Origin of the sequence: Anabaena catenula FACHB-362, assembly GCF_014698735.1 — a bacterium.
Taxonomy (GTDB): domain Bacteria; phylum Cyanobacteriota; class Cyanobacteriia; order Cyanobacteriales; family Nostocaceae; genus Anabaena; species Anabaena variabilis_A.
This window is the reverse complement of sequence record NZ_JACJTQ010000002.1, coordinates 138,821-163,473: the sequence shown is the minus strand read 5'-3', so window position 1 is coordinate 163,473 and position 24,653 is coordinate 138,821. Positions and strand designations below refer to the sequence as shown.

The following is a 24,653-nucleotide window of genomic DNA, read 5'->3' as shown; positions in this document are numbered from 1 at the left end:
TCGTTCCCAGTCTCTGACTGGGAATGCTATCATAGAGGCTCTGACTCTACTTTTAGGAGGAAGGCAGAGCCTTCTAGAATTCATTCCCATACGGAGTATGGGAACGAGAAACGAATATTATCAAACTAAATCCTTCACACTAACAATTCCCTCAGCACACCAGGCTTCTAATAGCCATTTTTTAGATTGCTGATCAAGTGCTGGTAAAATGCGGAAATTAAAAACATCCTGCCAAACTTCAACGTTATTCTGGGAAACAAAGGTTTTTTCCAATTCTTTAAACTGTAGATAATCACGCTCATTAATAGCAATCAGCAGAGGAATAATTGTGCTGATTGAAATTTGAGTAGCAGCTATGCCTATAGATGTCATTGTGGGTAATCCTCAAAAATACAAATAAATGGTAGAGACACCTGTTCAGTATTGATGATTTTAACCAACAGCTGATCTTTGCTTCTGGCAAGTTCCAAACAGACTCATGCAACAAGTACTTAAATTATCGCTTTAATATTAAAAATAAGGGCAATAAATAATTCCCTACACCTAAACATAAACACTTATTGTGTATGACTATAGTTAAAGTCCCACAAAAACACTACCCTAAGGCAGAAATTATTCGCCGGGGTATGGCACTGGGGATAGATTTTCTTGGTGTCTGGTTAGTCAGTTCCTTACTGGGAAGCGGTAATCTGGGAATTCAATTTGTCCAAATCTTTGTTTTTATCATCACTTGGCTAGTTTTACGAGTGCTAGTGGTGTACAACAATCAGGGGCAAAGTTTAGGGCGTTGGGCGTTTGATTTAAAAATTTTAGAAATTGAAAATGGGCAAATAGTCGGCAGAATACCCCAATTGCAGGCATTATTACAGCGCGAGGGAATAATTTGCCCTTGTGCCTTGCTACTCTCCATTGGGTTGAGCAATATAATAGCTAATCCCACTGCTATACTGCTAGTGCTTCCTCTAGCAATTGACTGTGGTGCAGCCTTGTCCGATACTCAAATGCGGCAGGCTTTCCATGACCGCTATGCTAAAACTATAATCGTTTCCTCGCGGCGTGGCTATTCGCTGGATTTAAAAATTAAGCGAATAGTTGAAAAAGTGCAGCGAAATGTGAGAAGATAGTCATTTGTGTTAAATCTCTCCAGGCTTTACTGTTTGTAAGATTATGGCTAAGAGTAAAGGTGCCCGCATAATAGTGACACTAGAATGCACCGAGTGTCGTACTAACCCAGACAAGCGTTCTCCAGGCGTTTCTCGCTATACCAGCACCAAGAACCGCCGGAACACCACTGGTCGCTTAGAACTGAAAAAGTTCTGTACCCACTGTAACAAACACACTGTTCACAAGGAAATTAAGTAAAGATGAGTTATTATCGTCGTCGCCTGTCGCCAATTAAGCCAGGAGAACCAATCGATTATAAAGACGTTGATTTATTGCGTAAATTTATCACCGAGCGTGGTAAAATTCTACCCCGGCGGATTACTGGGTTGACATCTCAGCAACAACGCCACCTGACATTGGCGATTAAACGCTCTCGAATCGTGGCCTTGTTGCCATTTATTAACGCAGAAGGTTAAGAAGATTTTGGATTTTGGATTTTGGATTTGAGGAATAATCCAGAAAAAGTAACGTTGGCAATACTTATTAAACGTTCACTTTCAGTCCAAAATCTAAAATTTGACTAAAGAGTAAAGGAATGTATAATAGCATTCCCAATTTCAAATCATCAGATTGGGGATTAGATAGTAATTATTTAATCCAAAATCTAAAATCTAAAATCTAAAATTATTAAAGTGCGAGAGTTGTGGACAAGGGGACGCTAGTTGAATTTAGGGTTCAAGGCGATAGCCGTCTAGGAGTAGTAGATCGTCCAGACGGCAAGACCCGTTGGTTTGTAGTAGATGAACGAGGACAATCCCACAGCCTCGCGCCTCGACAAATAACTCATACAGTTAACGGACAAACTTACAAGCCCTCGGAAATTGCCAACTTTTTAGAACAAGTCAAGCCTTACTTAGATCCATCTAGCTTGGAAGTAGCTTGGGAATTGCTGGTGGAAGATGGAGAAACAGTCACCCCCAGCCAAATGGCAAATCTGCTGTTTTCTGAATCAGATGCACCTCAGTGTTATGCCGCTCATTGTTTGTTATCAGAGGACAAACTCTATTTCAAGCAAAAAGGCGATGCTTACGAACCGCGTACCGCTACACAAGTAGCAGAACGAAAACACCAGATTGAAGTAGAAACCCTAAAAGCTAAGGGACAGCAGGAATTTTTAGGGCGTGTAGAACAGGCACTCAAGGGTGAACCCGTAGAATGGCAACGCCATGATCGCCAGCGCTTAGAAGCACTGGAAAAATACGCGGTGTTACTGGCAGACATTGTGCGAACGGGGGTAAACTTCGACTCTTTAGCTCGTGCGTATCCCCCCGGTGTACCAGTTTTAGAAACTATGAATATGCTGGGACGGTCTGCTACACCCCAAGCAGCCTTTCAACTATTGATAGACATAGGTTGGTGGAATACCCATGAGAACCTGTTCCTGCGTCGTTCTTCAATTCCCGTTCAGTTTCCCAACAAGGTATTAGAAGTGGCGCAACAACGCTTAGATTTTCCCCCAACTGACTTAGATGTAAATCGTTTGGATCTGACTCATCTGAAGGTATACACAATCGATGATGAAAGTACTACCGAGATAGATGATGGATTGAGTTGGGAATTACTACCAGATGGTCGAGAACGGCTGTGGGTACATATTGCCGACCCCACGAGGTGGTTAATGCCAGAAGATGATTTAGATTTAGAAGCCAGAAAGCGGGGTAGTACAGTTTATTTACCGACGGGGATGATTCCCATGTTTCCGGAGGTATTAGCCACAGGCCCCATGAGTTTGGTACAGGGGAAAATTTGTTGCGCTCTCAGCTTTGGGATTGTTTTAGATCAAACTGGATCTGTAGAAGATTACCGCATTCATCCTAGCTTGATGAAACCGACTTATCGCCTCACCTATGAAGATGTAGACGAGATGTTGGAATTAGGAGTAGAAGCAGAACCAGAAATTGCAGCGATCGCTAATTCTGCACAACGGCGTAAAGCTTGGCGGTATAATCAAGGAGCCATCAGCATCAATATGCCAGAGGCGATGATCAAAGTCAAAGACGATGATATCAGCATTGAGATTTTAGATGATTCCTCATCTCGGCAGTTGGTAGCAGAAATGATGATTCTCGCCGGAGAAGTAGCGGCGCGTTACGGTCAAACACATAATATACCTTTACCATTTCGCGGACAACCCCAACCAGAATTACCCCCAGAACAAGAATTACTGCAACTTCCAGCCGGGTTTGTTCGTTCCTGTGCTATGCGTCGTTGTATGCCCAAAAGTGAAATGAGCATTACACCCGTGCGTCATGCTGGTTTGGGTTTAGATACTTACACCCAAGCAACTTCTCCGATTCGTCGTTATAGTGACTTACTCACCCACTTTCAACTTAAAGCCCACTTACGGGGCGAAGTTTTGCCCTTCTCCGCAGAACAACTCAAAGAAGTGATGATGACTGTCACCAGTACCACCCAAGAACTAACAATGGTGGAGCGACAAACAAATAGGTATTATGCCCTAGAGTATTTACGCCGTCATCCTCAGCAAGTATGGCAAATCACAGTCTTGATGTGGCTGCGCGAAGATAGCAACTTGGCATTAATCTTACTAGAAGATTTAGGCTTACAGTTACCAATGGTCTTTAAGCGTTCTGTGAATTTGGGTGAACAATTGTTAGTTAAAGTTAGTCTCGCAGATCCGCAGAAAGATATGATTCAGTTTCAAGAAATAATTTATCAAGAAGCTCAATCAGCCGCCAATTAAATCGGAGACGCGGAGAGTAGGAGACGCGGTGACGCGGAGAGTTTGTTTGATCAGCAATTAAGTAGACTAAAACCCTCTTTCCCCCTGCCCCCTGCTCCCTGCTCCCTTGCCTCTTTTGACACCGAAGATGTGGAATTTCCCATTCTCTTATAAGAGTGGGATTTTTCATATGATGTTGATCACCAAAAAATAACTCAAAATAGTGCGCTATTTTGCGAGAATTTCTGTAAAATCGAAGTCTAAATTACAAAAACCGCAAATTAAAATTTGAAATGTGAATAGCTTATGTTTCGTTGGCTAAGTTTGTTTTCCATATTCCTGAGTGTTTTGCTGATGGGCTGTTCTCCACCAACCGCAGCTAACCCTCCTACTAATACATCAGATTCCCAAGTGCAAACATCAGTGTCTAGAGGTCAAAATCTGCCGATTTCTGCCAGAGCCACTCTTCCTCAAGGAACAAAAATCAAGTTAGAAGTAGCGCGAACACCAGAACAGCAGATGATGGGGCTGATGTATCGACCTGCTTTACCAGATGACCAGGGGATGCTGTTTGTTTTTCCTTCAGCACAACCTGTAAGTTTCTGGATGAAGAATGTACCTGTGGCCTTGGATATGGTCTTTATGGAAAATGGGAAAGTCAAGTATATTCAAACCGCTGCACCTTCCTGTAATCGTGAGCCTTGTCCCACATATGGGCCTAAGGTACCTATAAACCAAGTGATTGAACTTCGAGCAGGACGAGCTACAGAATTAGGCTTACAAGTGGGTGATAAAGTTAAAATTGAGTTTTTAAATCCTGGTACTTCTCAGTAACCAGAACGTGGTTGCTTACTTTGTGAAGGAACTATAAAGTTTTAATGAAGATATTTTTGTAAAAAAACTATTACGTAGAATAGTAAAATTCACAGTTAAGAGGTTAATATTTACCAGTGACGCTAATAACATCAAACTTTGCTGTTTCCCAGATACAATCCTCATCTTTGCATCCTAGTTAGAATACCAATCCCAGAGTTCATGCAAAAATCCTCCCTTTGACGTAAGTGTAACTAGTCGTCAATAGAGGAGTATAGGCTATGAAATCTTTTTAACTCCATGTGTCATCACATAAAGCGCCAAAAAGTACACAAGATGAAGTCAAACAATTTTGGATTTTAGATTTGCGATTTTAAATTGGCTACACTCACCAGGGGTGGGAAATGTAGGTTGCTTCCTCCTAGGATTACCAAAAAAACAGTTCCAAAATCCAAAATCTAAAATCCAAAATCCAAAATTGGCACGGTCAATTTGAAAAATATCAATTTGAAAAAAGATTGTGAGTTATGGAATACCCAAAAGCTGATCTAGTAAGTCTTTAAGAATCCAAAATTTAACATCCACAACCTAAAATCCAAAATCTAAAATCCAAAATGGTATTACTTCAGATTGGGGTAAACCAGGGGAAAAGAGGGTTTTTATTTCTCCAAAACTCTGGGAAAACTTGCTCCTAGGGGAATAATAAACCACCTGTGCTGAGGTATTTATCAATTAACAGCATAGTGACACATAAAATACTGGCTACATAATACTCAGAAATAAGGAACAGATAGATGATAATACACTCTACTCAAGGAGGTGAGATAAAAATGGCACCATCAAGATATTCTCGATTGATTAATTTTCTCCAAGAAGATTTGGCAATTTCCACTGCTTCTCTCGCTGTAGCGCTGCGTCACCGTGAGCAAGACCCAGGTTCTTTAACTATGATTCTTTGGCAATATGGGTTGATTACTCTAGAGCAGTTAGAACAAATTTATGATTGGTTGGAGACGGCATAGGTAAGCAATTCAAAATGCAAAATGCTTCTTGCTCCCTTTGGGAGAGCTTCGCTAACAGAAGAGCCACTTTCACAAAATTAGAAATTAGAAAATTGATTGCTAGTGAGAATTTTGACAGCTGGCTGTAGTCAAGTTAAATGTTGGATAGTTGAGCTACTTCAGGAGAATTGAGGTATGTCACATCAACTCTGCCTTGTGCAAAGTTTGATAGATAAAACGATTAATTCAGACTGTTTATACTCATTGAAATTCAAACTAAAAGAGCGAGTTAAACAAATAACTCGCTCTTTTAATGTTATGTCAATTCACTTACAGCAGGGAGAGGGAGTCACGGTGACGCGGGGACGCGGAGAGGGGGATATGGGGTGACACGGGGACGCGGAGAGGGGGAGACGCGGAGATTGCGTACTGGTTTTTCTCCAATGACCAATGACCAATCACCAATCACCAATCACCAATCACCAATCACCAATCACCAATCACCAATCACCAATCACCAATCACCAGTAACTATTGTGCAAATACTCTCGCTGCTGCGGCTACACCTGCACCAGAATTGAAGTTTTCAAGGCCAAGTTCTAAGAGAACTACTTCCAGAGATGCTATACAGCTGAGGATATCGCGATCGCTCACAAAACCCAAGTGACCAATTCGGAAAATCTTATTACTCAGATGGTCTTGACCACCAGCTAAAGCAATATCAAAGCGTTTTTTCATCAATGACCGAATTTTATCCGCTTCAATTCCTGGGGTTGCTACGGCTGTAATTGCTGGACTCGCACAATCATCTTCAGCAAACAATGGTAGATTTAAGGCTTTCATTGCTGCACGGGTAGCATTTTTCTGCCGTTCATGGCGAGTAAAGATTGATTCCAACCCTTCTTTTTTCATCATCCCCAAAGTGGTGTGTAGTGCCACCATTAAGTTAACTGGGGGAGTAAAAGGAGTTGTATTTTTAGCAGTAGCTTTGCGATATTTACCTAAATCTAAATAATATTTTGGCAATTTCGCAGTTTTGTAAGCTTCCCAAGCTTTGGGACTGACAGAAACAAATCCCAGTCCGGGAGGAATCATGTAGCCTTTTTGGGAACCAGAAGCCACTACATCTAAACCCCAAGCATCTACAGGTACATTGTAAGCACCCAAACTGGTTACAGCATCAACGATAATTAAGGCTTGACCATGTTCTTTGACGTGGCGGTTGATAGCTTCTAGATCATTGATTACACCCGTTGAGGTTTCGCTGTGGGTGATAATTACAGCTTTGATTTCCTTGTTGGTGTCGGCTTGCAACTTTTCGGCAAACTTGTCTGGGTCTAAGGGTTGTCCCCATTCTGCGGTGACAGCTTCCACATTTAAGCCAAAAGCTTGACCAACTTCTACCCAACGTTCACCAAATTTACCATTAGAACCAACTAAAATGCGATCGCCTGGTGAAAGGAAATTAATCATCCCAGCTTCCACCGCACCAGTACCGCTAACATTCAGCATGAGTACATCACTTGCAGTTTGATGTAGCCATTTGAGGTTTTCTGTCACCTCACCCATCATGTTGCTAAATTCACTGGTACGGTGTCCAATGGGATGCTTGGCTAATGCCAGTAAAGCCGCTTCTGGAACCGGGGTGGGGCCAGGAATCATCAACATCAACTTATCGTCCATTATCTCTATCCTAAAAGTCAAATAAAAGTCAAATTTGTGTGGGGATGGTTAAATCTGATGGCAAATTTTAGATATTCATCTACTCACATCTTGCTACAGTTAGAAATCACCGCTACACTTGCTCTCACCCACTTGCGTGAATTTGAAAGCAAACCAGTCATCAGTTTATGGTAGCTGAGAGAGTGACAGAATAATTACTAATTCGTAATTAGTAATTCGTAATTAAGAGGGTACAAGCCCTCACCAAAATCTACGATTTTGTGGTCTAAAATCAGTGGAGGGTACAAGCTCCCAATGATTGCAACTACGAATTACCTTGACATATTCAGTAGGTATCAATCAGGAGTAATGACTTTTCCTCCATGATGATTAAGTGACCAACGATGGTCAACTGAGACAGAAGAAGCTTGACAAATTTCCTCCAGTCGCTTCTGTTGAGCCGCAGCTTTTCGCATGGTAATAATTAGCTGACTGACCTGATGCCGTAAATCTTGGTTTTGATTTACTGCGCTCATGGTTTGCTTCTCTAAAAGTTGAAGTATCAGTTCATAATGGATAGGTGCAGGTAGAGGAAGTTGCTCCATGAAGTTAGTTTGAGAGTGCTTTTTTTGAGATTTCATCTTACTCAGAGTGTATCTCTTGTCCCCTAAATTGTTACATAGGAAACAAAGATTGGTGATTGGTGATTGGTGATTGGTGATTGGTGATTGGTGATTGGTGATTGGTCATTGGTGATTGGTGATTGGTCATTGGTGATTGGTGATTGGTGATTGGTGATTGGTGATTGGTCATTGGTGATTGGTCATTGGTCATTGGTCATTGGGAATATTTTATTTTTCTTCCTTCTTCCTTCTTCCTTCTTCCTTCTTCCTTCTTCCTTCTGACTCCTGACTCCTGACTCCTGACTCCTGACTCCTGTTTCCTGACTCCTGTTATTTACCAAAAAGATGAGTAATTGCCAGTTTCGGGTCTGGTTGTTTTACTAAGGATTCACCAATGAGTACGGCTGATGCGCCGGCTGTTTCTACTACACTTAAATCTTCTGAGTTATGAAGTCCTGACTCGCTGACTACAAGAATATTCCTTTCCTGCAATTGGCTACCTCTTTCTTTCAGTAGTTGACAGGTAGTTTGCAAGTCAACAGAGAAGTCTTCTAGATTGCGATTATTTATACCAACTAAGGAAACACCATCTAAGGCTAAAACTCGATCAAGTTCTTCTAAACTATGGACTTCTATCAAAGCTGCCATTTTTAGCTTGTTAGCAATTTTGACAAAGTACTGTAAATCTTGATCACTGAGAATTGCGGCTATTAATAAAATCGCATCTGCGCCATTAATTCGCGCCAAATACATTTGATAAGGATAAATGATAAATTCCTTACATAGTAATGGTAAATCTACGGCAGCACGAACTAAAGATAAGTTCTCAAAACTACCTTGAAAAAACTTGGTATCTGTGAGTACAGAAAGACAACTAGCACAACCTGCTTGATAAGATTGTGCGATCGCTACTGGGTCAAAATCTGCACGTAAAACGCCCTTACTAGGAGAAGCTTTTTTAACTTCAGCAATCAGTGCGGGTTTGGTTTTACCTTGACGGAGTGCAGCGATAAAATCACGACTTGGGGGTGCAGAAACCAGCTTTTTCTGCAATTCTGCCAAAGGCTGCCTTTCCCGCATTTGCTCAACTTCTATCTCTTTTTGCCAAACAATTTCCTCCAAAATGTTATTTGGTGTGGAATCTGGAAGAGCTATCTGATAGCGCAAAATAGAAACATCAATAGCCTGACTAGGTGAACGACGACGGATTTGCATTTTTTAACAGGGAACAGGGAATAGGGAACAGGGGGCAGGGGGCAGGGGGCAGGGGGCAGGGTGCAGGGAGATGAGGAGGTTAATAACCCAATTACCCATTACCCATTACCCATTACCTAACTTGCGATCGCTCTTTTATAAGCTTCATCCAGCACTTCTGACAGTGTAGGATGGGCATGAACCAAGTGGGCGAGTTTCTGCACAGATTGACGATTAGCAACTGCCGCTGAGGCTTCGTGAATTAAATCTGATGCGTGCAGTCCGAAAATATGCACACCTAAAACTTCACCCGTATCTTTACGGTAAATCACCTTAGCGATACCATCAGCTTCGTTTTCTGCCAAAGCTTTAGAATTACCCTTGAAATAACTCTTACTAGTAGCAATTTCAAATCCTTCAGCTAAACCCAATTCTTGGGCTACTGTTTCCGTTAAACCCACATAACTAACTTCGGGATGAGTAAAAGCGGCTGCGGGAATGCTGCGATAGTCTACTTTTTTGCCTTTACCAAGGATATTGTCTACAGCCACAATACCTTGACCAGAAGCCGCGTGTGCCAGCATCATCTTCCCATTTGCGTCGCCAATAGCCCAGAGGTGGGGGACAACTTCACCATCTGAGAGTACCGCCATACTGTCATTAACGGGGATAAAATTCCGTTTATCCAGTTCCACACCCACAGACTCTAAACCGAGATTTTGGGTGGCGGGAATGCGTCCTGTCGCTACCAAGCAAGCATCTACTTCTAAAACCTCTAGATCTTCTTTAGTTTGGAAATCTGCTAACTCAATCACCACGGGAGAACCGGGAATTATCCTTTTGGCGTATATTCCCACTTTGGTTTCAATATCGCGGGGAGCGATTAAAACCCGTTCTGCCAGTTTAGCAATATCGCGGTCAAATCCTGGCATTAACACATCTAGGGCTTCAATCATCGTCACTTCACAGCCCAAAGCGGTGTAAATATCAGAAAATTCTAAACCGATGTAACCACTACCAATAATTGCTATCCATTGGGGTAAGGATTCTAATTTTACCCCTTGGTCACTGGTAAAGACAGTTTTACCGTCTACTTCAATTCCGGGAGGAACGAAAGGAACAGAACCGGGACAAATAATGATATCTTGAGCCGTGATGGTTTTTTCACCGTTATCTGTAGTGACGGTGACTTTTTGCGTCCCAGCGACTTTTCCCCAACCGCGAATAATATCGACTCCCAAACGTTTGAGGCTGTTGGTTAAGTCTCCTTGAATTTTAGAAACCAGATTATCGGCATGATTAGCGATCGCTTGCCGATCAAATTCTACATTACCGACTTGAATTCCCAAAGATTTCAGGTGGTGGGCGTTGCGTAACTCCCGCACCCTTCCCGAAGCCGCCAACAGCGCCTTAGAGGGAATACAGCCCCGGTTGACACAGGTTCCCCCCATGTCTGCTGCTTCGATAATTGCTGTTTTCAAACCGTAGTTAACGGCGTGTAGGGCTGCGCCATGTCCACCTACACCCGCGCCGATAATCACTAAATCGTAATCAAATTCAGAACTCACGTTAGTCTCCCCGTTTTTTTAGCCTACTTGTTTTTAACTGTATATCCGATACTTTTTTGCTAACAATTGCTAACAAATACATAAGTTAAGATTTTCTCTTAACCAAGGCGTATCAACCAATGCACGTTTGCGTAGCGTGCGCCATAGCGCATAGAAAAATTCCTTCCTGCGGAACGCTTCGCGAACGCGCACCATTCAAATCTCTATCCATAATATTATTTGCAAATAGAGATTTAATAGTTTTACAACCGCCGATATTTTTGACTATTTCGCCAGTCCAACTAACTGTTTTTGAGGTATAGGCTTCATTGACATCCAACACAACTTTTCTGTATTCAAAAGCTTTATGTTTTAGAAATTGTTTGAATTGATAGTGAGATAGAGTCAACATTTGCCTTACAGATTTACTCCTAATTCTTCTTTTTCCCTTTTTTGACATCTGAGATGTTTCAAAAGTTGGTAAAAGAATTACATCGAAATTATCAACCAAAAACTTAGCAGTCTTTTTATGTAACTCAGAGACCAGGTTTTTTATCTGGCCTCTTAATCGAGTTGCAGCTAATTTTAATCTCTTCTTTTGTATACATTTAGCTTGAGATATTTTGCTAACTATCTTATCTAAATCAAAACAGAGTTTTTGAATTTTGATATTAGCAGAATTACCCAACCAGCCAAATGAATCTTCCGAAAAGAAAGTCAAAAATGTTCTAATACCCGGATCTAAGGCCGCGAATCGTCCTTGTTTATCGGTATCGAGTCGTGGACTAACTTGTGGAACTGTCAAATAATAATCACCATAAGCAAGAACTAAGCGACAATCACCAAAGTCTTGTGGTAAAGCTTCTTTGTAATTCACTTCACCTAATATTGTGTAAAAAATCCCTTTTTCAAGGACTGCTGATTTAGGAATATAGCAAGATTGAATTGGTTGTTTTCTTGACCTAAATCTACATTTGCTTATTCCTCCATCATTTTTATATTTCTTTTTGGTATTGCTTACTGATTTGCAAGCATCCTTAATCGCTATTGATTTAATTTGATAAGGAACACTTTTGCACCAGTCAGGTAAATTCTTCAATATATCCGTTTTAATGGCTTTCCAACTTGCCTTGGTTTCACCCTTTTCTTGCAACAACTTGATAGTTGTGTTGTAAACAAATCTGGAAACACCAAACCATTGTTTAATTATCCCTTTCTGTGCAGGTGTCAAACTTAGATAAATCTTCTTTGATTTTCTTAGAGTATTTTCTAAGTCTGTGCATTCTGCATGAAAAGACGTGAAGGATTGAGAGTAAATCTTGGGTGAGTTCGGTATTTGGGCAGTGTACAGTTGCGTCAAGAACCACGATTTGTCCACCGTTTTGTTCGACCATGTACTGTACAAGCTCAAATCCAAATCTTGCAAGTCTGTCACGACAGGCAACAACAAGTGTGAACTTATCTCCCCGCAAAAGTTTGTCCAGTAAGGCTTGCAGTCCTTTTCTTTTGAAGTTAATTCCTGAGCCGATATCTTTAATGATTTCGGCTTCTGGGTAGAGGGATTGCATATAGGCGATTTGTCTGTCAAGATCATCTCGCTGTTTTGAGGAACTGACTCGGCAGTAACAAATAACGGTAGTTCGATCTGAACTGCCATTGACGTAGGACTCGACATCGTACAATCTTTGCCCTGCTGGGTTTTTAATGCTTTTGATTTTGCCTTCATCTGCATATCTCCTCAAAGTATTTGGATGCAATCCCAGAAATTCGACCGCTTTTCTGAGTGGTATGTATGCCATAGGCAAAGTATAGCATAAGTTAGTAATAGTTAGCAAATCAAAAAATACTTATGAACCCCACTGTTTAAACATTTCAGCAGGTGCGTTAGTGTTCAGCATGGGGATGACTGGGTAAAATTATAGTTATATTTGGATAATGGGTTTTTGATGACACTGTGCAATTTTAGCGGATTTTCCGATAATTTTGAGTTCGGTACAGCTGATGTGTTGAGTAATTGCTGTATACTGCCAAGACTTAGCTTATATGTATTAATATTCAGTATATTTTTGTTTTGAAAAGGCCATAATACGATTTATCTCACAATGAAGTTAAAAATGCTCTAAGGGAACTCCAGAAAATAAATTATCCAATTTCACTGTTTCAAAACGACTGTTCCTCCCCCTGCTCCCTGCTCCCTGCCCCCCTGCATTCAACACGATTGGATATTTTTTTAGTTGGAAGTCCCTAAGAGGGTGTTTGAAAAGTTTTGAGAAGTCAAATTTAATGGCAATTAGCTCACCATAATACGGATCATAGCAAAGTAGATAAACGTCTTATATGTTTTGGGCAATAACTGATAATTTCTGACCATATGACTTCTAAGTAGGGGAGTGTCAATTCGGTTATTATTGTCCTGAAGGCAGATGACAGAGATGACAAAATTGATGATCACACTTCCAGGCTATCGGGTAAACGAAAAAATCTATGATGGCTCCAGAACCCTAGTTTATCGGGGAATTAAAGAATCAGACCAAAAATCCATTGTCATCAAACTGCACAAAAGCGAGTATCCCACTTTTTCCGAACTCTTGCAGTTCCGCAATCAATACATCATTGCCAAAAATCTCAACCTACCTGGAATTATCTCCCCCATTAGCCTAGAAAACTACCGTAATGGTTTTGCACTAATAATGGAGGACTTTGGCGATATCTCCCTCAAAGATTACAACAACTCCAAAAACCTCGATTTAGAAGAATTTCTGAATATAGCTATTGCCATCTCCGAAATTTTAGCAGGACTTTATCATCACCATATCATTCATAAAGATATCAAGCCCCACAATATTTTAATTAATCCCCAAACTAAACAAGTAAAACTCATAGACTTCAGCATCTCCTCTCTTTTACCAAGAGAAAATCAGGAAATTCAAAATCCTAACGTGCTAGAAGGAACCCTAGCTTATATGTCCCCAGAACAGACGGGACGAATGAACCGAGGTATTGATTATCGCACCGATTTATATTCCCTAGGAGTGACATTTTACGAACTACTAACCAACAGACTTCCCTTCCAGTCAAATGATCCTATGGAGTTAGTTTACAGCCATATTGCTAAGAAACCTATTCCCCCCATTGAGGTTAATCCAGCTATTCCTCAGATAGTTAACGACATCATCATTAAATTGATGGCGAAAACCCCTGAAGAAAGGTATCAAAGTGCATTTGGACTCCGATATGACTTAGAAAACTGTTTACAAAAATGGCAAACTAACAGCGAAATTACCCCATTTATTTTAGGACAAAGAGACATTTCCGACCGATTTTTTATTCCCGAAAAACTCTACGGTAGGGAAACAGAAGTTTTTACCTTGTTAGCAGCGTTTGATCGCATCAGTCAGGGAACCATCGAAATGATGATGGTGGCAGGCTTTTCTGGAATTGGTAAAACAGCCGTAGTTAATGAAGTTCACAAACCCATTATCCGCCAACGTGGTTACTTTATTTCCGGTAAATTTGACCAGTTTAAGCGCAATATTCCTTTTTCTGCCTTAGTGCAAGCATTCCAGCATTTAATGCGGCATTTACTCACAGAAAGTGTCGGATCTCTAGCCTCATGGAATGCCAAAATATTGTCAGCATTAGGAGAAAACGGACAGGTAATTATTGATGTTATTCCCGAACTAGAACGAATTATCGGCAAACAACCAGAAGTCCCAGAACTTACCCCCACCGCTGCCCAAAACCGTTTCAATATATTATTTGAAAAATTTATTCAAGTATTTGCCAGTAAAGAACATCCCCTAGTTATCTTCTTAGATGACTTACAATGGGCTGATTCTGCCTCATTAAAATTAATTCAGCTATTAATGACAGAGGGAGAACTCAGTTGTTTATTAATAATAGGAGCCTATCGTGACAATGAAGTTCATCTAACTCATCCCCTAATATTAACATTAGATGAAATCCAGAAAAATCAAGCCATAGTTAATCACATCACCTTAGCACCATTAAATGTGCATGACCTCAACCGCTTGGTTTCTGATACTTTAAATTGTCCTTCAGCAACAGCCTTGCCTTTAACTGAATTGGTGCACCAGAAAACCCAAGGCAACCCATTTTTTGCTAATCAATTTCTTAAATCTCTACATCAAGACGGCATAATTTCTTTTGATTTTAATTCCCGATTCTGGCAGTGTGATATTACCCAAGTCAAGTCCTTAGCAGCCAGCAATGATGTAGTTGAATTTATGGCTACCCAATTGCAAAAATTATCAGACAAGACTAAAAAAGTATTAAAACTGGCTGCTTGTATTGGCAATCAATTTGACTTGGATACTCTAGCGATTGTTTATGAAAAATCTCAGGCAGAAACAGCAGCAGATTTGTGGTTGGGGTTACAAGAAGGTTTAATTTTACCTCAAAGTGAAACTTATAAATTATTTCAACAAGATCCATCATTCAGTAATCAAAACACAATCACAAATAATCGAGAACAAATAATAATTTATTACAAATTTCTGCATGATCGAGTGCAGCAAGCAGCTTATTTCCTAATTCCAGAAAGCCAAAAACAGTCTACACACCTAAAAATTGGACAACTTCTTTTGAGAAATATTTCTCTAGAAGCACGAGAAGAAAAGATTTTTGAAATTGTCAATCAGTTGAATATTGGCATAAATCTTCTTGATCATCAAGCTGAACGAGATGAACTAGCTCAATTAAATTTAATTGCTGGAACTAAAGCATTAGCTGCTACTGCTTATACTGCTGCTGCCAAATACTTAAATGTAGGAATAGAACTTTTAGCCCCAGATAGTTGGGTTAATCAGTATAACCTAACATTAGCATTATATGAAAAAGCCGCAGAAGCAGCTTATCTCGGCACTGATTTTGAGCAGATAGAAAAATTATCTGAGGTGGTGATACAGCAAGCCAAATCACTTCTAGACAAAGTAAAAATTTATGAAATCAAAATTCAAGCTTATACAGTACAAAACCAACTGTTAAAAGCAGTGCAGACAGCTTTATCGGTGGTGAAATTATTAGGAATTAGCTTTCCAGAAAAGCCAGGTAATTTAAACATTTTGCTGGGAATGTTGGGAACAAAGTTAACTTTAGCTAGGAAAAAACCAGCCGAGTTAATTAACTTGCCACTGATGAGCGAGCCATTGAAGTTGGCAGCAATGCAAGTTCTATTAAGCGTCCAATCTGCTATTTATTTCAGCACTCCTCAATTATATCCGTTGATTATATTTAAACTACTCAAACTATCAGTTAAATACGGCAATACTTCTGGTTCTGTAGTTGTTTACGCTACTTACGGATTGATACTTTGTGGCATTGTCGGAGATATTGACACTGGCTATCAATTTGGACAACTAGCTCTAAGTTTGTTAGAAAGTTTAAATGCTAAAGAAGCCAAAACCCAAACCTTATTTCATGTTTATAACTTTATCTTTCATTGGAAAGATCACGCCAAAGAAGGAGTAAAACCTTTATTAGATGCTTACTTTAACGGGCTAGAAACTGGAGATTTAGAATTTGCTGCCTATTCTGCTCACCAATACTGCTTTCGGTTATATGCCATTGGGAAAAGACTAGATGAAGTTGCCAAAGAAATGGAGGCTTACAACGATGCTATAAATAAACTCAAACAAACAACTGCCCTTAATTACAATCAAATTTATCATCAAGCAGTTTTAAACTTAATTGGGAGTTCGGAAAATCCCTGTATTCTAAGCGGTGAAGTGTATGACGAACAGATAATGTTGCCAGTTCATCTGTCCGCAAATGACCAAACTGCTACTTATAATTTATATTTCAATAAACTTATCCTCTGCTATTTGTTTGCTGATTATGTACAAGCAATTGAAAATGCAGAAAAAGCCAAAAATAATTTAGAATCCGTCGTAGGTTCGCCATTTGTTCCTCTATTTTATTTTTACGATTCTTTGTCTCGACTAGCAATCTATCCAGACACTTCAAAATCAAAACAAAAACAACTTATCGCTCAAGTGCAAGCTAACCAGAAAAAAATGCAGAAATGGGCAAAACTGGCTCCAATGAATTATCTGCATAAATTTTATCTAGTAGAAGCAGAGCGATATCGAATTTTTGGTCAAAATGTCAAAGCAATGGAATATTACGAACGTGCTATTGCTGAATCTCGAAAATATGAGTATATCAATGAAGAAGCCTTAGCTCAGGAATTAGCAGCCAAATTTTATCTTGCTTGGGGCTACCAACCAATTGCTCAAACTTATTTAATTAATGCTTACTACGCTTATGCTCGTTGGGGGGCAAAAGCCAAATTGAAGGATTTAGAAAAACGTTATCCTCAATTACTCATCCCCATATTTAACCGGGACACTAACATAAATACTAGCGATACTCTCGCTCAGATGACAAAAGGAACTCTTTGTTCTACTAGCACAAGTAGTTCAGTAGTTTTAGACTTAGCTACAGTAATTGAAGCTTCTCAAGCTCTTTCTGGAGAAATAATCTTAGAGCAATTACTTTCAACTTTGATGCAAGCGGCGATTAAAAATGCCGGAGCGCAAAAATGCGTTTTTATCTTACAAAAAACAGGCAATTTGGTAATAGAAGCCACTGGATTTAGTGGGACTACCAACTTAGAAATATTGTGCGTAACCTCTTTATTAAAGTCAATTCCAGTTGAATCTAGTTCAGAAATTCCAGTTAGTTTAATCAATTATGTCTCACGTACATCAGAAACCCTCGTATTCGATGATGCTACTACCCAAAAAACTTTTGCTGCTGATCCCTATATTATCCAACATCAACCTAAATCAGTACTATGTTCTCCTATTATCAATCAAGGGAAATTAGTTGGCATTCTTTATTTAGAAAATAATTTAACCACAGGTGCATTTACAACTGATAGATTGGAAGTATTAAAAATTTTATTTTCTCAAACCGCTATCTCAATTGAAAATGCCAAACTTTATTCAGAAGTCAAAGAAAGTGAGCGACGGTTAGCTCAATTCCTAGAAGCCGTGTCAGTGGGTGTATTTGTGGTAGATGGAAACGGTAAACCTTACTACGCCAATCGTACCGCACAGCAAATTCTTGGTCAAGAAATAGTTACCCATACTTATAATGAACAATTGGCAGAACTTTATCAAGTTTATCTAGGAAGAAACCTGAGACAACGGGATGCTTTAATGCAGGCATTAAAAGGGGAAACGACGACTGTTGATGATATGGAAATCTGCCAAGTAGACAAAGTTATTCCCATAGAAGTTTGGGGAACACCAATATTTGATGAGCAAGGCAATATTGCTTATGCTATTATCGCTTTTCAAGATATTACAGAACGCAAAAAAGCCGAAGCAGAACGAGAAAGATTTACTAATGAACTTTTTCAACTTAACCAAGCTTTTTCCCACTTTGTGCCACGTCAGTTTCTGCAATTGTTGGAAAAAGAAAGCATTGTTGATGTCAAATTAGGCGACAACATACAGCAGGAAATGTCAGTATTATTTTCCGATATTCGCGACTTCACAAGTATATCAGAAACTATGACCCCGGAAGATAATTTTAAATTTATTAACTCCTATCTAAGTTGCATGGAACCTGCCATTATCGAGAATCAAGGTTTTATTGATAAATACATTGGTGATGCAATTATGGCATTGTTTAGTCGCAGTGCTGATGATGCGGTAAAAGCGGCTATTGATATGTTGTTAAGGGTAGTTGAATATAATCAAAATCGACAAAGTGTGGGGTATCCAGCCATTAAAATTGGGATTGGCATCAATACAGGTTCTTTGATGTTAGGTACGGTCGGTGGACAAAACCGCATGGATGGGACTGTGATTAGTGATGCTGTTAATTTAGCTTCCCGTATTGAAGGATTGACTAAAAATTATGGGGTATCACTGTTAATTAGTCACCATACTTTTTCCCGGTTGGAAGATGCTAATCAATATCATATTCGCCTGATTGACAGAGTGAAAGTTAAAGGGAAATCACAAATGGTGTCAATTTTTGAAGTCTTTGATGCCGACTCACCGGAATTGCGAGAGGGTAAGTTAATGACTCGCTTAATCTTTGAAGAAGCTTTATTGCTCTACAATAATTGTTCTTTTAGAGAAGCAGCAGAACGGTTTAAAGATTGTTTGCGCTGTAACCCAGGAGATCGAGTTTCTCAAATTTATGTAGAACGCTGTCAGCAGTTATAAGTAGCCATCATGAACTGCGTACACCAGAACACATAAAAAAACTTATGATTCCCCTCCTCGCAAGCGGGGAGGGGTTAGGGGTGGGGTCTTATTTTCAAGTCAGGTAAGCACAATAAAACAAAACGGTGTAAAGAAAAGTAAACAAGGCTAAAACCTTTTCTCCCCCTGCTCCCTGCTCCCTGCTCCCTGCCTGATCCCAACGACAATTTTTAACGCCAACCTACTTAGTTTGGCTTAAATTATGGGTTTTCCAGCAAAAGTACGGTAAAGCTAAATTCTATTGCTGGTTATTGCGCTTTGCTGTACAATCTAACACAGTATTTAATTAAACACAGTCAAGAAGGCAACATGGTACTACAACCAGGATGGCAGCAAATCGGCCAGCAAGTTTCTCAAATCATTGCCAAAGCATGGCTAGACTCTGAGTTTAAGGAAAAACTAATTAATCACCCCAGAAAAATGCTGCAACGCGAAGGGATCGAAATCCCTGAAGGTGTGGAGGTGATTATTGATCAATCCTCATATAACTGGAGTGTTGGTTCGGAAGCAGGTTATGTAGTTTGGCATATTCCCGTACCACCAAAACCGGCAAATATTTCAGAGGAGGAGCTATCGGCTTGGACGAAAGACAACTTTACTACAGAACTTGTGGGAATGATACCCGCCTGCTGCTAAACATCGCCCGTGATGTAGAGAGCAAAACCGATGAATTTTAAGTGAACCGACAGGTATGGATTAAATCCTACCCTGTAAGCACAAAAACCATATAGCGTCAGTAAGAGAGAAATAACATGGTCTACCAAGCAGAACTGGAAAATATTGGACTCTCAACCGAGCAACAACAAGCTAGCCTGTTACAAGAAGGGTGGAAAGAGATTGGAGATCGTGTTTCTATATTAATTGCGAAAGCATGGTTAGATGCTGAATTTAAGGAAAGATTGCTAGCTGATCCCAGAGGAACCTTAGAAGTTGAAGGAATTCAAATTCCTGCTGGTGTCCGGGTACAAATTGATCAACTTAATCACAACTGGAGTGTTGGCTCAACACCTGGTTTATCAAATGATGTAGTGTGGAGGATTCCCCTATCTCCTAAGCCTGCGGATATTTCAGAAGAGCAACTTACAGCTTTTACTAGCGGTAATCTCTTGGCAATTCCTCCTGATAGAATACCCCTCTGCTGCTAATAGTTAGCGAAAGTTAAAAAACGGTTTTTTTACATCCAATACCTTCGCCAAAAGGCTAAAGTTCCACTGAGATTGTATTTAGTTTCTTGGCAATATCTACGCAATTGAATTGCCCCCATAGTTGGGAGGGAGTATGATTCTTCTCTCCCAAATTTGAGGGCAATGCTCATTGGTGTTAACTTAAGTTAAAAATGGCTTATCTGTTGCCTTCCACAACCGTCAGGGAATAAATTCCCTGTCTCATAGCTCAAGTCCGTTAAAACGGACTAACAAATTTTCGTATCCGCTCAATAAATGGGGGCTGACTACCTATTGGGGAACGATTTTACTCCATTTGAGGCTGATCATTGCACGATTTACCCCGGATTATTGAGTTTAGTAATCTAAAGATTACTTTTGCTATTACCAAGGAACTTGAGTTCCTTGCTGGATGGGGGTTTTTCGTTAAGTTGACACCAATGAGCATTGCGCTTTACCCCTACAATACTGGTCTATTTACAATCAAAATAATTGCAGATAAAAGCCGGAAACGACCTATTTTCGTGAAATCATACCATGATTAATTTGTACAGTGCGTAAGTCCTAATAACGGTCATGATTCTTCAACCAAGATTTAAGCATTGCTTTCATATAGAAGTAGTAGAACCAGAAGGTGTCTTTTTACTGTGGGAGCAAGATCCTATATTTTTGACCGGACAAATATATCAAAAATTAGCTCCTTTGCTGGATGGTTCTCACACAGTAGAAGAGTTAGTGAATTTACTGGCAGATAGAGTATCTGCGCCGGAAGTTTACTATGCTTTGATGCGATTAGAACAGCAGGGTTATATTGTTGAAAACGATAGCAATTTATCTCCTGAAGCAGGTGCTTTTTGGGATAGCTTGCCTATAAATAATCAGCAAGTATCTTATTTGCAACCAACAGATGAAGTAGGGGTAACAACCTTTGGTAATATTCCCACTCACTTATTTATATCGAGTTTAGAATCATTGAATCTTCAAGTAAATCAGCAGGGAAAATATCAGGTTGTTTTAACAGATAATTATCTGCGGGATGAACTGGCTATTTTTAATGCAAAAGCACTCCAATTACAGCAACCTTGGATGTTAATTAAACCAGTGGGAACTGTGCTGTGGATTGGTCCGATTTTCCATCCTGGAAGAACAGGTTGTTGGGAATGTTTAGCGCAGCGATTAAGAGGCAATCGTCCTGTAGATGCGTTTATCCACCAAAGAAAAGGAAAAGCCGCTTCTTTCCCGACTTCTAAAGCTGCGTTACCTTCTACTCTGCAAACTGCCTTTGGTTTAGCGGCTACAGAAGTGGCGAAATGGGTTGCACAGGAAGAAAATCAACCCTTAGAAAGTCGGGTTATAACCCTAAATCTGCGATCGCTAGAAATGGTTTCCCATCAGTTAGTTCAGCGTCCCCAATGTCGCAGTTGTGGCCAACTCGAATTATACGCTCCTACTCGCTCTCCCATCCCCATCAATTTACAAAGTCGTCCCAAAGCCTTTGTCGAAGATGGCGGCTATCGCAGCCTCACCCCAGAAGAAACCTTAGCAAAATACGAACATCACATTAGTCCCATTACCGGAGTAGTGCGAAATCTCAATCGCCTTTCTCACCCCACCCACCGCTGGAATCACACCTATGTAGCCGGACACAACTTTGGTCTCATGTTCGACGACCTTTATTTTCTGCGCCAAACAGTCAGGGGTCGCAGCGGTGGTAAAGGTAAAACCGTAAACCAAGCCAAAGCCAGCGGTTTGTGCGAAGCAATAGAACGTTATTCTGGAACATTTCAGGGCGATGAAATTTGCATTCGCGCCACTTATCAAGACTTAGGTGAGACAGCTATTCATCCCCATACCTGCCTAAATTTTAGTTCCAAACAATATGAAAATCGACATCTTTGGAATGCCAATTGTCTCCCCCATCAAAAAATACCAGAACCCTTCGATACCTCTCGAATAATTGATTGGACTCCCATTTGGTCTTTAACGGATCAAACCTTTAAATATTTACCTACAGCTTATTGCTATTACGGTTATCCTCGCTCTCAAAGTCCCGATTGTTGGGCAGACTCCAACGGAGCCGCCGCCGGCAATAATATGGAAGAAGCTATTCTGCAAGGTTTTATGGAATTGGTAGAGCGGGATAGCGTTTGTTTGTGGTGGTATAATCGCTTGCAACGACCTGGTGTAAATTTAGCAAGTTTTGATGACCCATACATTCGGGGATTACAAGAATATTACCGCACAATTGAACGCCTGATTTGGGTTCTTGATGTTACCAGCGATTTTGGCATTCCCACTTTTGTCGCTATTTCTAGCACTTTCGATCAAAAAGTTAGCCAACGATTGTTTGGTTTTGGAGCGCATTTCGATGCCAAAATAGCAATTACCAGAGCCTTAACTGAAGTTAATCAAGCACTTCCCTCGGTTTTAGCCGCAAGGGAGGCAAACTCTGACCCAAACAATCATAAATCGGAGCAAACCACTATTGAAGATAGTCTCTATCTTTTTCCCCATCCTCACTTACCTGAAAAAATTTCCTCTGACTATCATCAGTTTGGTCATGAAGATTTACTCGATGATGTTTTAGCTTGCCAAAAAATTGTAGAAAATAAGGGAATGTCTATGTTTGTGCTGGATCAAACTCGTCCCGATATCAATTTAAATGTAGTCAAAGTGATTGTTCCTGGGATGCGCCATTATTGGCGGAGATTGGCACCGGGAAGACTTTACAACCTCCCCATACAGTTAGGATGGCTCTCAGAACCGCTACCAGAAGAAAAACTAAATCCTCAATCAATTTTTTAGTTAGAGTAAAATCGGTTGGAAAGTTTACTTTTCAACGCAGAGGTTCGCTGAGGTAAACGCAAAGTGACGCAGAGTTTTTATTGAAGTTTTCGCTTGGAATTTTGTTATCCTCATCAAGTCGAGATATTAACCGTTTTTAGGATAATTTGTTAATTATATGTCTGAAACTTCCATCCTTTCTTTTTTATCTAACATATCTCTAGAGCAGCAAAATCAGCAATGGGTGCTTCACTGTCAAACTGCAACCTACTCTAAAAATACGCTTTCTTTAGCTAATTGTTCGCTGGGAATATTGAAAGCTTGGCAAGCACTTTGCGGCGAGGGAGGGACGCGAGAACAACTGAGTTCTCTGGTTCAGGAAACTGATGGATTCTCCAAGCTGCCTGAATTTTATTATTATCTTGAACAATTTGAACGCCTTGGACTGATCTGTCAAACTTTCTGTGCAGACGGAACACCGCTAGTCAAGGTGGTTCCTCTTGTACCTGCACCTATATTTAAAATTCAAGTTAAAATTCAAGAAGTTTCTCCCCAATATTCTTATGTTTTATCACGGTTTGCTTATTTGCATCGCCATAACAATCAAATAGTATTGGAATCCCCCCTATCTAAGGTGCAGTTGATAATAGCAGATTGGCGGGGAGGTGCTATTTTAGCTGAACTTAACCAACCATGCTCTTACTCTCAACTCTGCCAAAAAATATCTGGCATTTCTGCAAATGCTGTCCAACAATTTCTCAATTTGCTGGACACAACCAAGATGCTTTCGGAAGTGGAAACAGGGGGAGAAATTGCCGAAGATCAACAGGATGCACTTGTGCAATGGGAATTTCACGATTTACTTTTTCACAGTAAAGTCAGAACCGGAAGACATCGCCAACCAACAGAGAGAACTTATCGCTTTTTGGGCAAAATTCCCCCACTTCCTGCTATTAAAAATCAGGTAACAGACAGTGTTATTTCCCTATATCGACCGGATATAGAAGCACTCAAAAAAGATGATTTACCTTTTACTTTGGTTTTAGAGGAGAGAAAATCAATTCGAGATTATGGCGACCAAGTAATTAGCGATCGCCAATTAGGGGAATTTCTTTACCGTTCACTCAGAGTTAGAAACATCCTCAAAATAGACACACAAGAACTGAGTAATCGACCATATCCTAATGCTGGAGCTTGCTACGAATTAGAAGTTTATACAATAATTAATAGTTGCGATAATATTCCCTCTGGTTTGTATCATTACAATCCTCAAGAACATCAACTTTCTTTAGTGTCTCCTAAAACTTCTCAAGTGGAAGCTTTACTGGTGGAAGCAGCGCAAAATAATCATCATGAACAAACTCCTCAAGTTCTAATTATTTTAGCGGCTCGATTTTCCAGAATCGCTTGGTATTACGAATCCATTGCCTATGCTAACATTCTGAAAAATGTAGGCACTGTATTTCAAACCATGTATTTAGTAGCAACTAGTCTCGACTTAGCCCCTTGCGCTGTTGGTTGCGGCAACGCCGATTTATTTGCCACTGCCGTAGGAACAGACTACTATGCTGAGTCATCTGTTGGCGAATTCGCTCTATGTACCAAGCCGTCTTAGAGGATGTTTGAAAAGTGAAATTGTAGGGTGGGTAAAGCCCTTGCGGGCATGGCTTCGCTAGAGCGACAGCGTAACCCACAATTAAGCATCAATATTCATGGTGGGTTACAGCACACAACGATAATTATCTTATATTCTCCCATGATTATTTGTTGCGCCTA

At 40.2% G+C, this 24,653-nt stretch carries 19 protein-coding genes; 11 read left to right on the top strand and 8 right to left on the bottom strand.

Translation table 11 applies throughout. The features are described from left to right. Positions 1 to 120: 120 nt before the first annotated feature. Complete coding sequence (locus H6G68_RS02685; protein WP_190905228.1) at positions 121 to 372, bottom strand: hypothetical protein; 252 nt, start codon at positions 370 to 372, stop codon at positions 121 to 123. A 194-nt stretch (positions 373 to 566) separates the two neighbouring features. Between H6G68_RS02685 and H6G68_RS02680 the strand changes: the two genes are divergently transcribed. The 6 genes from H6G68_RS02680 to H6G68_RS02655 all read left to right on the top strand — a co-directional run bounded on the left by H6G68_RS02680 (position 567) and on the right by H6G68_RS02655 (position 5,682). Then, entirely contained in the window at positions 567 to 1,124 is a 558-nt protein-coding gene (locus H6G68_RS02680; protein WP_190905227.1) for an RDD family protein, read from the top strand. Between the two features lie 43 nt (positions 1,125 to 1,167). Next, on the top strand, positions 1,168 to 1,362 hold the full coding sequence (gene rpmG, locus H6G68_RS02675; protein WP_013193232.1) for a 50S ribosomal protein L33: 195 nt from the start codon (positions 1,168 to 1,170) through the stop codon (positions 1,360 to 1,362). 2 nt (positions 1,363 to 1,364) lie between these two features. Then, on the top strand, positions 1,365 to 1,580 hold the full coding sequence (rpsR, locus tag H6G68_RS02670) for a 30S ribosomal protein S18 (protein ID WP_016952137.1): 216 nt from the start codon (positions 1,365 to 1,367) through the stop codon (positions 1,578 to 1,580). 227 nt (positions 1,581 to 1,807) lie between these two features. Continuing rightward, positions 1,808 to 3,868 (top strand): RNB domain-containing ribonuclease, encoded by a 2,061-nt coding sequence (locus H6G68_RS02665; protein WP_190905226.1) that lies wholly within the window; start codon positions 1,808 to 1,810, stop codon positions 3,866 to 3,868. A gap of 285 nt (positions 3,869 to 4,153) precedes the next feature. After that, positions 4,154 to 4,681 carry a DUF192 domain-containing protein gene (locus H6G68_RS02660; protein WP_190905225.1) on the top strand — a complete coding sequence of 176 codons (528 nt, stop codon included), beginning with the start codon at positions 4,154 to 4,156 and terminating at the stop codon, positions 4,679 to 4,681. A gap of 773 nt (positions 4,682 to 5,454) precedes the next feature. Further along, the gene (locus H6G68_RS02655) at positions 5,455 to 5,682 is read left to right on the top strand and encodes a DUF2949 domain-containing protein (protein WP_127056369.1); all 228 of its coding nucleotides are present in this window, start codon (positions 5,455 to 5,457) and stop codon (positions 5,680 to 5,682) included. A 510-nt stretch (positions 5,683 to 6,192) separates the two neighbouring features. On the opposite strand, the gene H6G68_RS02650 is transcribed toward H6G68_RS02655, so the two are convergent. From H6G68_RS02650 to H6G68_RS02620, 7 genes are all read right to left on the bottom strand, one after another. Then, positions 6,193 to 7,344 carry a pyridoxal-phosphate-dependent aminotransferase family protein gene (locus H6G68_RS02650; protein WP_190905224.1) on the bottom strand — a complete coding sequence of 384 codons (1,152 nt, stop codon included), beginning with the start codon at positions 7,342 to 7,344 and terminating at the stop codon, positions 6,193 to 6,195. 335 nt (positions 7,345 to 7,679) lie between these two features. Further along, positions 7,680 to 7,928, bottom strand: a complete 249-nt coding sequence (locus tag H6G68_RS02645; protein ID WP_190905334.1) for a DUF5340 domain-containing protein — start codon at positions 7,926 to 7,928, stop codon at positions 7,680 to 7,682. 70 nt (positions 7,929 to 7,998) lie between these two features. Next, positions 7,999 to 8,157 (bottom strand): hypothetical protein, encoded by a 159-nt coding sequence (locus H6G68_RS02640; RefSeq protein WP_190905223.1) that lies wholly within the window; start codon positions 8,155 to 8,157, stop codon positions 7,999 to 8,001. A 119-nt stretch (positions 8,158 to 8,276) separates the two neighbouring features. After that, positions 8,277 to 9,161 (bottom strand): indole-3-glycerol phosphate synthase TrpC, encoded by an 885-nt coding sequence (trpC, locus tag H6G68_RS02635; protein ID WP_190905222.1) that lies wholly within the window; start codon positions 9,159 to 9,161, stop codon positions 8,277 to 8,279. A 116-nt stretch (positions 9,162 to 9,277) separates the two neighbouring features. Beyond that, entirely contained in the window at positions 9,278 to 10,708 is a 1,431-nt protein-coding gene (gene lpdA / locus H6G68_RS02630; protein ID WP_190905221.1) for a dihydrolipoyl dehydrogenase, read from the bottom strand. 112 nt (positions 10,709 to 10,820) lie between these two features. Then, positions 10,821 to 11,918 carry an RNA-guided endonuclease InsQ/TnpB family protein gene (locus tag H6G68_RS02625; protein WP_242045111.1) on the bottom strand — a complete coding sequence of 366 codons (1,098 nt, stop codon included), beginning with the start codon at positions 11,916 to 11,918 and terminating at the stop codon, positions 10,821 to 10,823. Further along, a complete protein-coding gene (locus tag H6G68_RS02620; RefSeq protein WP_190905220.1) occupies positions 11,890 to 12,486 on the bottom strand; it encodes an IS607 family transposase in 597 nt (198 codons plus the stop codon). Before H6G68_RS02620 ends, H6G68_RS02625 begins: the two co-directional genes overlap by 29 nt. Positions 12,487 to 13,119: 633 nt before the next feature. On the opposite strand from H6G68_RS02620, the gene H6G68_RS02615 reads away from it, so the two are divergent. The 5 genes from H6G68_RS02615 to H6G68_RS02595 all read left to right on the top strand — a co-directional run bounded on the left by H6G68_RS02615 (position 13,120) and on the right by H6G68_RS02595 (position 24,492). After that, complete coding sequence (locus H6G68_RS02615) at positions 13,120 to 18,891, top strand: AAA family ATPase (RefSeq protein WP_199332478.1); 5,772 nt, start codon at positions 13,120 to 13,122, stop codon at positions 18,889 to 18,891. A gap of 348 nt (positions 18,892 to 19,239) precedes the next feature. Continuing rightward, entirely contained in the window at positions 19,240 to 19,566 is a 327-nt protein-coding gene (locus H6G68_RS02610) for a hypothetical protein (RefSeq protein WP_190905219.1), read from the top strand. Between the two features lie 116 nt (positions 19,567 to 19,682). Beyond that, positions 19,683 to 20,075 (top strand): hypothetical protein, encoded by a 393-nt coding sequence (locus H6G68_RS02605; protein ID WP_190905218.1) that lies wholly within the window; start codon positions 19,683 to 19,685, stop codon positions 20,073 to 20,075. 594 nt (positions 20,076 to 20,669) lie between these two features. Next, positions 20,670 to 22,898: a TOMM precursor leader peptide-binding protein gene (locus H6G68_RS02600; protein ID WP_190905217.1), complete on the top strand. Its 2,229-nt coding sequence runs from the start codon at positions 20,670 to 20,672 to the stop codon at positions 22,896 to 22,898. A gap of 157 nt (positions 22,899 to 23,055) precedes the next feature. After that, positions 23,056 to 24,492 carry a SagB family peptide dehydrogenase gene (locus H6G68_RS02595; protein ID WP_190905216.1) on the top strand — a complete coding sequence of 479 codons (1,437 nt, stop codon included), beginning with the start codon at positions 23,056 to 23,058 and terminating at the stop codon, positions 24,490 to 24,492. Positions 24,493 to 24,653: the final 161 nt, after the last annotated feature.